Origin of the sequence: Hydrocoleum sp. CS-953 (assembly GCF_002260545.1) — a bacterium.
Taxonomy (GTDB): Bacteria; Cyanobacteriota; Cyanobacteriia; order Cyanobacteriales; family Microcoleaceae; genus Trichodesmium.
Map to the genome: position 1 here is coordinate 1 of NZ_LGSU01001113.1, position 6,914 is coordinate 6,914.

Sequence of the window (6,914 nt, forward strand, 5' to 3'; positions counted from 1 at the left end):
GGTTTAAAGCCTCTCCTTTAAAGGAGAAAAAAACAAAAAATTTCCCTTTTAACCAATCCTCTTCTTTTCAAGAAGAGGTAATTATTAATTATTAATTATTAATGATTAATTATTGAAGTTTCCCCTGCTCCCTGTTCCCTCTTTTCAGTAGATATCTCCGAAAATCAAAAATAAAATCAATTATCGTACAGAAATCATCAATTATTTCTTCCCTATTCCCTGTTCCCTATTCCCTCTTTTCTAGAGATGTCTAGTTATGAGAATTTGGCAATTTAGAGAATTTTGGTTTACTCTGTTGATGATAGAGAAAAATAACAAAGGAGACTAATTTCTATCATGGCACTTTCAANTCTTTTCAGTAGATATCTCCGAAAATCAAAAATAAAATCAATTATCGTACAGAAATCATCAATTATTTCTTCCCTATTCCCTGTTCCCTATTCCCTCTTTTCTAGAGATGTCTAGTTATGAGAATTTGGCAATTTAGAGAATTTTGGTTTACTCTGTTGATGATAGAGAAAAATAACAAAGGAGACTAATTTCTATCATGGCACTTTCAAGATGGCTACAAAATGAAATAGCCGAAACAACAATGGAGGATAAATTTAATCCTTCTCCACAACTGAAACCAACTTTGCGTAAATGCTTTCAGGTTGTGGTGGCAGTAGTAATGGCAGTTGCGATGTTTGTTGTACCGATACAAACAGTCTATGCTACTCCGACTATTCAGTTCACTGAGTCTGGGCAAGCTTTGGGGAATTCCAATAGCACAGATGTGAGTTTAGGAGATGTCGATGCAGATGGCGATCTTGATGCTTTTGTTACTAATTTTGGTCAGCCTAACAAAGTTTGGTTAAATGATGGTAAGGACAATTTCACTGACTCACAGCAAGCTTTGGGGAATTCCTATAGCCATGGTATGAGTTTAGGAGATGTGGATGCAGATGGCGATCTGGATGTTTTTGTTGCTAATTCTAGGAATCAGCCCAACAAAGTTTGGTTAAATGATGGTAGCGGCTATTTCACTGACTCGCAGCAAGTTTTGGTGAATTCCAATAGCATAGATGTGAGTTTAGGAGACGTGGATGGAGATGGCGATCTGGATGCTTTTGTTGCTAATAATGGTCCCAACAGAGTTTGGTTAAATTATGATGGTAAGGGCAATTTCACTGACTCACAGCAAGCTTTGGGGAATTCCTATAGCATAGATGTGAGTTTAGGAGACGTGGATGGAGATGGCGATCTGGATGCTTTTGTTGCCAATTATGCTCTCAACAAAGTTTGGTTAAATGATGGTAAGGGCAATTTCACTGACTCACAGCAAGCTTTGGGGAATTCCAAAAGCTATCGTGTGAGTTTAGGAGATGTCGATGCAGATAGCGATCTGGATGCTTTTGTTGCTAATTATGGTCAGCCCAATAAGGTTTGGTTAAATGATGGTAAGGGCAAATTCATTGACTCACAGCAAGCTTTGGGGAATTCCAGTAGCTATCGTGTGAGTTTAGGAGATTTGGATGGAGATAGCGATCTGGATGCTTTTGTTGCTAATAATGGTCGTAACAAAGTTTGGTTAAACAACCTAGATCGGTATACCAACTATCCTCCCACCGACCTCGCACTCAGCAACAACACGATCGACGAAAACGAACCAGGTAACAGTGTTGTGGGAAGATTCTCTACTACTGACTCTGACGATAAGACTTTTACCTACCAATTAGTCAGCGGTAACGGAGACACTGATAACTCAGCCTTCACTATAGACGGAGAGCAACTGCAAATCAAAGAATCACCAGACTATGAAACACAGTCTAACTATAGTATTCGAGTCGCAACTACTGACTCCGTTGGAGGGAATTTCCAGAAGGTATTTACTATCGATGTTAAAGATCATCCCACCGATATCACACTGAGGAGCGTTATCATCACTATCGACGAAAGCGAACCAGCTAACAGTGTCGTGGGAACATTCTCTACTATTGACCCTGACGATAATACTTTTACCTACGAATTAGTTAGCGGTGACGGAGACACTGATAACTCAGCCTTCACTATAGATGGAGAACAACTGAAAATCAAAGAATCACCAGACTATGACGTACAGTCTACCTATAGTATTCGAGTCGCAACTACTGACTCTGTTGGAGGAACTTTCCAGAAGGTATTTGCGATCAATGTTAACGATGTTAACTATCCTCCCACCAACCTCATAGCAAGCAACACCACTATCAACGAAAACGTACCAGCCAACAGTGTAGTGGGAACATTCTCTACTACTGACATTGACGATAATACCTTTACCTACCAATTAGTCAGCGGTAATGGAGACACAGATAATTCAGCCTTCACTATAGATGGAGACCAACTGCAAATCAAAGAATCACCAAACTATGAAGCACAGTCTACCTATAGTATTCGAGTGGAAACTACTGACTCAGAAGGAGGAACTTTCCAGCAGGTATTTACTATCAATGTTAACGATATTAACGAGCCTCCCACGGACCTCATACTGAGAAGCAATACGATCGCAATCGACGAAAACGTACCAGCCAACAGTGTAGTGGGAACATTGTCTACTACTGACGCAAGTACGGACGAGACCTTTACCTACGAATTCGTCACCGGTAATGGAGACACAGATAACTCAGCCTTCACTATAGATGGGGAACAACTGAAAATCAAAGAATCACCAGACCATGAAACAAAGTCTACCTATAGTATTCGAGTGGAAACTACTGACTCTGTTGGAGGAACTTTCCAGAAGGTATTTACTGTCAAAGTTAACAATCTTGTGGAGTAAGGGGTAAAAACAGAAGTTGAAATCTTACCTAAATATCCTCAAACCTACTTTTTTTCAAATTTTTTAGTTGTAAATGGCAAAGCNTACTGACTCTGTTGGAGGAACTTTCCAGAAGGTATTTACTGTCAAAGTTAACAATCTTGTGGAGTAAGGGGTAAAAACAGAAGTTGAAATCTTACCTAAATATCCTCAAACCTACTTTTTTTCAAATTTTTTAGTTGTAAATGGCAAAGCTTATGTTATACTTAAAATAAGTAGGTGGAGTTCCCGCCGATTTTAAGCCTGTGGAGAGAATAAAGTTACAGACTGCGGTCGGTGGTTCTCAATGAAGCAGGAAGCTCGTCTCCAAAGCCTAACCACAGGTTAGGTAAGTTTGGATAAGTTCAGTAGAACGGTTAACTTGTACCAGTAGTGGGGTGAGCGATCGCTCTGTTTAACACCCCCGGCGGGAAGTCCCGCGCTCTCCCGTTGGCGGAGCCTAGCGGCAGCTATTAGGGGAGCGTCGGGATGAAAGCCGGGCGTTGTATTTGTTGTTCCTATGCGAATTTTTTCTTTATTCTCTTTATAGAATACATATTATAGTTATTTTACTATAGTTATTGACAATTGCAAATATAGTCACTATAATTGTTACCAACACAGGGGGAGGACATCTTTGGTGAAGTACACCCACCTCCATTTAATTATTAATTTATTAATGGGATTTTTGAATTAATGGTGGTGCGTTACGGCTAACGCCTAACACACCCTACAAATTAATTATTAATTATCAATTATCCATTATCAATTATCCATTATTAAATAATATCTTTCTGTTTCTGAAACCAAATAGTCAAACCTAAATAAATCAGTGAATGTAAACCTAAAACTCCCCAACTTAAACCTAAATTTTCCCAATTAAGATTATAAACATCTGAACCTGAAAATGGTAAAGGAACGGTACTCCCATCTGGTAATTTAGTTGCTTCTGGCACCATTTTATTCACATTTACTAATGCTCCATAAGCAGCTACAGACCAACGACTTAACATTACCCAAGAAAATTTACTAGCTATACCTGTCATTTCAAATAAAACACCAGAAAAAATAATCTGAGGCAATAATATTAAGGGTAAAGCACTATTAGCTTGAGAAGCATTTTTAACAATTGAGGAAATCATTAATCCCAAACTAATACAACTTATTAAAGTTAAAAAAGTAGTAATACTAACTCCTATTGGCCATGAAATTAATTCTGGTTGAGGATTTTCAAATCCCAGGATAATTACTCCTGCTATTAATAGAGTTTGGCAAATTGCCAATAATCCCAAAACTATTACTTTTGAACCTAGATAAGCAAATAATCCTAAATTAACCAATCTTTCCCGAATATAAATAACTGATTCTTTGACTATTTCTTGCAGAGAACTCGAAAGACCAACCCANATTGGCCATGAAATTAATTCTGGTTGAGGATTTTCAAATCCCAGGATAATTACTCCTGCTATTAATAGAGTTTGGCAAATTGCCAATAATCCCAAAACTATTACTTTTGAACCTAGATAAGCAAATAATCCTAAATTAACCAATCTTTCCCGAATATAAATAACTGATTCTTTGACTATTTCTTGCAGAGAACTCGAAAGACCAACCCATAAACAGGCACAAGTAAATACAAATAATACTCGCAAAGCTAAAGGAGCTAAAGTAGGTTCGGGGTCGCCAATAAATGGATTTTTGTCTCTAACTGCAAATAAAATTAAACCAATACCAATAGGAGCAGTTAATAAAGCCAAACCTAAATTTATCGGGTCGCGGAAAATTAATTTAAAATATCGTTCGATTAAAATAAATAGTTGTTGCCAAAAAGAAGCTGGTTGTTGTTTCGGAGGCAAATTAGNACTCGAAAGACTAACCCATAAACCAGGCACAAGTAAATACAAATAATACTCGCAAAGCTAAAGGAGCTAAAGTAGGTTCGGGGTCGCCAATAAATGGATTTTTGTCTCTAACTGCAAATAAAATTAAACCAATACCAATAGGAGCAGTTAATAAAGCCAAACCTAAATTTATCGGGTCGCGGAAAATTAATTTAAAATATCGTTCGATTAAAATAAATAGTTGTTGCCAAAAAGAAGCTGGTTGTTGTTTCGGAGGCAAATTAGTAGGAGGTTTTAAATTATCAATACTTAGATGATTAGAAATATAATTCCGATAATATTCTGATTGCCGAAAATTATTTACCCATTCATTTATATTTTCATCACTGGTTTCTAGTTCATTGTAAATATCAGCGAAGTCTCCAGTATTTACAGAGAAAAAAGTTAGAGCTTCTCTAGAAGAACCAAAATAACATAACCGCCCACCTCGACCTAAAAAAACTACCCTATCGCAAATTCTAATATTAGCTGTAGCATGAGTAACTAAGATAATTGTTCGTCCTTGATTTGCCAACTTTCTTAATAGTTGCATCATTTTTTTATCTAAACCAGGGTCGAGTCCAGATGTCGGTNACCTCGACCTAAAAAAACTACCCTATCGCAAATTCTAATATTAGCTGTAGCATGAGTAACTAAGATAATTGTTCGTCCTTGATTTGCCAACTTTCTTAATAGTTGCATCATTTTTTTATCTAAACCAGGGTCGAGTCCAGATGTCGGTTCATCTAAGAAAAATAATTTCGGGTCTGCTAATAATTCGACGCCAATACTTACTCTTTTTCTTTGCCCTCCGCTTAACTGACTAACTAATACATTTCTTCTCTCTGTCATCTCTATTTGTTCGAGAGTTTTTTCGACTATTTCTTTCACATTAATATCTGGGGGTAAGCGCAATTTTGCAGCATAATTTAACACTTCTGATACTGTTAGTTCGGGATGAATAATATCGTCTTGAGGAACATAACCAATTTGAGTCCGATAAATATTAAAATTATTCCTTAAATCTTCACCATTTATATAAACTTTGCCTTTAGTTGTCGGGTCTATTCCTAATAATGTTCGCATCAAAGTTGACTTCCCGGTACCACTTCCTCCCACTAAAGCAACAAACTGTCCCGGTTCGATCGCGAAAGAGAGATCATTTAGTAAAACTCGCGTTTTCCCCCGTTGGTCTCTGACTATTCTGTAGAGACGATCAGCATCCAGACGAATTTGGTTTCCGGGGTCAAATACTTCCAAGTTATCACCACGANCTATTCCTAATAATGTTCGCATCAAAGTTGACTTCCCGGTACCACTTCCTCCCACTAAAGCAACAAACTGTCCCGGTTCGATCGCGAAAGAGAGATCATTTAGTAAAACTCGCGTTTTCCCCCGTTGGTCTCTGACTATTCTGTAGAGACGATCAGCATCCAGACGAATTTGGTTTCCGGGGTCAAATACTTCCAAGTTATCACCACGACGAATGAGAGTAAAAGGTCCGATTTTAATCACCGCTCCGTCAGTCAAAACAATCGTATTTTTAACCCGCACCTCATTGACAAAAACGCCATTTGTACTATAATCTCGTAAAATGTAGTTCCCCTTACCATTGGGTTCAATGGTGGCATGACGACGGGAAACAATAGAAGCATTTAATTCTAGATTTGCATCTGGATCGCGACCAAGTAACACGGATCTATCTTGCAAAGATATTGAGGGGGTTTTTGGCAAAGATGCTATGGCTACAGGATTATTCGGTTCAAGATATTTGAGCAATATTTGGTTTTGCGGGTCGAGACCGATTTTGATTTCTATGCCATTTTGCAACAGATGACCTTCAGATGGAGTAATGCGGGTGCGGTCTAGAAATAATCCGTTAGTGCTGGCTCGATAACCATCACCATCATAAATATGGTAGCGATCGTCAACTTTCCGGATGATGGCGTGATAACTAGAGATGACTAACCAGTCTGAAGGTACTACTAAATCGGCACGGAGGCGATCGCGTCCTAAGATATGATTGTCTTGTGTTAGTTGGAGTGTGACTATTTGGCCTTGGTTATTTAATTCTATATAAGGATTATTGCTTAAAAGGGTGGTTTGCCCTGTTTTATTAGTCATAATAATATTTGATTTTAGATTCTTTAGCAGACATTTTATTTATATATATTGTGAATCATAATAGAAAATTGATTTTGAACGACTACTTATATATT

2 protein-coding genes and 3 pseudogenes are annotated in these 6,914 nt (G+C 37.8%); 1 reads left to right on the forward strand and 4 read right to left on the reverse strand.

All coding sequences use genetic code 11. The features are described from left to right. The first annotated feature begins 547 nt into the window (after positions 1 to 547). Positions 548 to 2,797, forward strand: a complete 2,250-nt coding sequence (locus tag AFK68_RS17085; protein ID WP_094673819.1) for an FG-GAP-like repeat-containing protein — start codon at positions 548 to 550, stop codon at positions 2,795 to 2,797. Positions 2,798 to 3,594: 797 nt separating this feature from the next. On the opposite strand, the gene AFK68_RS17090 is transcribed toward AFK68_RS17085, so the two are convergent. The 4 genes and pseudogenes from AFK68_RS17090 to AFK68_RS17100 all read right to left on the reverse strand — a co-directional run. Next, positions 3,595 to 4,221 (reverse strand): ABC transporter permease (locus tag AFK68_RS17090; protein WP_168186516.1); only part of this gene is annotated, 627 nt, incomplete at its 5' end. Position 4,222: 1 nt separating this feature from the next. Continuing rightward, a pseudogene (locus tag AFK68_RS43525) lies at positions 4,223 to 4,671 on the reverse strand (ABC transporter permease); the annotation flags it as partial. Positions 4,672 to 5,289: 618 nt separating this feature from the next. Further along, a pseudogene (locus tag AFK68_RS39150) lies at positions 5,290 to 5,968 on the reverse strand (ABC transporter ATP-binding protein); the annotation flags it as partial. 1 nt (position 5,969) lies between these two features. Further along, positions 5,970 to 6,819, reverse strand: a pseudogene (locus AFK68_RS17100) (FHA domain-containing protein); the annotation flags it as partial. Positions 6,820 to 6,914 lie beyond the last annotated feature (95 nt).